At 34.9% G+C, this 2,785-nt stretch carries 2 protein-coding genes; one reads left to right on the forward strand and one right to left on the reverse strand.

Going from position 1 to position 2,785, the window contains the following annotated elements:
- Positions 1 to 733 (reverse strand): DUF4221 family protein (locus tag HMJ38_RS24960; protein ID WP_194977175.1); only part of this gene is annotated, 733 nt, incomplete at its 3' end.
- Positions 734 to 985: 252 nt separating this feature from the next.
- Here HMJ38_RS24960 and HMJ38_RS24965 point away from each other — a divergent pair.
- Positions 986 to 2,197, forward strand: coding sequence for an ATP-binding protein (locus HMJ38_RS24965; protein WP_194977176.1), 1,212 nt, complete (start codon positions 986 to 988; stop codon positions 2,195 to 2,197).
- Positions 2,198 to 2,785 lie beyond the last annotated feature (588 nt).

The following is a 2,785-nucleotide window of genomic DNA, read 5'->3' on the forward strand; positions in this document are numbered from 1 at the left end:
CGAATTCATATATATACATATCACTTGCCATTGAATGACTGAAAACCACTTTTTCATCGAATGTAGTTCTAAATAAAACAGGTCCCATGAAAGCCTCAGGATATCCACTATCTCCAATCCATTGGGTAAAAAAATCTTTTAAGTACCCGAAATTTTCCAAGGGAATTTTTTTGACTGAGTTTTGAATGGAATTGATTTTCCCTATGTGCACTGATTGAAAACTAAAATCATTATATAGACCAACCAACTGTTTAGGGATTTTTGGGTGTACCATTTGATGGTTAAACATTTCACCTCTGTTCAATGCATCTCCTGTTAGATTTTTTAGGTTATAATCCTCTATTTTTTTCCCTTCTAAATCAAATTCACCGCTTTGCATAAAAGAGTTGATCAATAATCTTTCACCATCTATAGTAAAAATTGATTGAACAAAATTCCCTACACCATCAGGTCCTTCTTTTTCATAGCTAATCCTATCTATGAAAACAAAATTGTCAAGATCAATTATTTCAAGCGTGTGTGTATCATTATTAAAATTATACAAGTACTTTTTATTTTCACTAAGGTCTGCACTGCTTAAACTTGTTTTCAAATAAAGTATCTCATCTTTGGAATCCACCAAGACGGTATCCATAGAAAAGTTTATTTGGCTGTAATCCATTTTATTTTCTTTGGATGGACTACAAGCAATCAAAAGTGGGAGGGCAATGAAAGCCAAAAGGGTGTTTTTCATAATGGGCAAGTTTTTAAGACTAAAAAGCTAATCAAGTTTTGTTAAAAATAAAAACTAAGTTTTAAAAAGATTAATTTCTTTTTAAAACTCTGATTCGGGTACATAATGTTATTTTCGATATTTTTACTAGTGGACTAGGTAAATTATCCGATATTTTTACTAGTGGACTAGGTAAATTATCCGATATTTTTACTAGTATATGAACTATTTGTGAGTTTGAATTACTAATTTTACACTGAAAGGTGTATTAAAATGAAAAGAAAACTTTACGAAAAACTACTCCAGCATCTTCCAAAAAAGGAATTTACTATTCTTACAGGAGCAAGACAAACCGGAAAAACCACCTTATTGTCAGGTTTGAGGACATATTGTCAAGATCAGGATATTCCTCAGATATTTATCAACCTTGAAAATAAAGCCTTTTTGGCGGAGCTTGATTCCAATCCTCTTAACCTATTGGCTTACCTTCCAACGCAAGACAAAAAAACCGTTGTCTTTATGGATGAAATCCAATACTTATCTGATCCTTCCAATTTTCTGAAGCTGATTTATGATGACTATAGCAACCTTATTAAAATAGTGGCAAGTGGAAGCAGTGCTTTTTACATTGACAAAAAATTTCGGGATTCATTGGCCGGTAGAAAAAGGATTTTTCATCTGATGACCTGTGATTTTGAAGACTTTCTTCTACTTCAGGGAAAAGAGGACCTTTGGCAAGAAGTTTTAAGGATCAAAGAACAACCACAGGCAAAAAGCCTGAAAATAGATCTCCTTAGGTTGGAATGGGAAAGTTTCATGTTGTATGGGGGGTATCCTGCAGTAGTCACTGAACCTATGGTCAATGAGAAAATAGAAGTTCTGAAAGAAATCCGAGATTCATTTATCAAAAGGGACATCATAGAATCTGGCGTTCAAAATGAGGTTGTATTCTATCAATTATTTCAAATCATGGCTTCCCAAACCGGTCAATTGGTAAATGTCAATGAATTGAGCAATACCCTGAAAGTAAGAAACGAGACCATTCAAAACTATCTTGAAGTAATGGAGAAGTGTTTTCACCTATCACTGGTAAAACCCTTTTTTGCCAATATCAGAAAGGAATTGGTGAAAATGCCTAAAGGATATCTGATGGATACAGGTTTGAGAAACTCTCTGATCAACAATTTCACCCCAATCAACCAAAGATTGGACAAAGGGGAATTGTGGGAACAAACAGTTTTTAAAATGCTGGCTGGCAGGTTTGGTTTGGATAATATCCGTTTTTGGAGAACAGCTGATGGCAATGAAATAGACTTTATACTACCTCATGAAAATCCTCCAATGGCCATTGAGGCAAAATTTGATGAAAGAATGGCCAAAATCAAAAAGTATCAATTATTTCAGAACAACTATCCGAAATTTAATTTTCAATTCACCACCCTACACCCTTGGTCTGAAGATTTCTTTCGGAGGATTGTGTGGTGAACTTTAAATTTACTTTAAAGCCTATTGGACTTTTATTGCATTAGAGTATCTCCTCTTGTGTATTCACAAGCACCTTTGATTCTCAATCAAGCCCAAAGGGCTGCCCTGTGATAGCCCTGACTGAAGCTTGCGGAAGTCAGGGTCTACATGAATCAATTGGAATCATTGGGCCTGAAGGGCCGATCTACGATTAATCCCAAACATACCTTTCATCAAATAGGAAATGGATATTAAAAATAATCTAATTATCCGTATATATCCGGTTATTTTCTCGATCGGTCTTTCAGACCATGGGGTCTCTTTTCGGTTCCTATGACCTAGGGTTGCACCCTAGGCTATCACAGGACGGCCCTTCAGGCCTATTTAATCTTTTTAATTAAACTGAATTAACAAAGTTTGAAATACTTCATTCATCTTTTACCAACACCTAAATGACAAGTCGGACAAATACCTTTCCTCATCATCCAAATAATCCTTTCAAATGTTGCGCCTTAGGCTTCTACAGAACAACTGATTTATTAGAGTATCTCCTTTTGTGTATTCACAAGCTCCTTTGATTCTCAACCCAACTAGAAACTCAATTAATCA

Source organism: Aquiflexum lacus (assembly GCF_015476655.1).
Lineage (GTDB): Bacteria > Bacteroidota > Bacteroidia > Cytophagales > Cyclobacteriaceae > Aquiflexum > Aquiflexum lacus.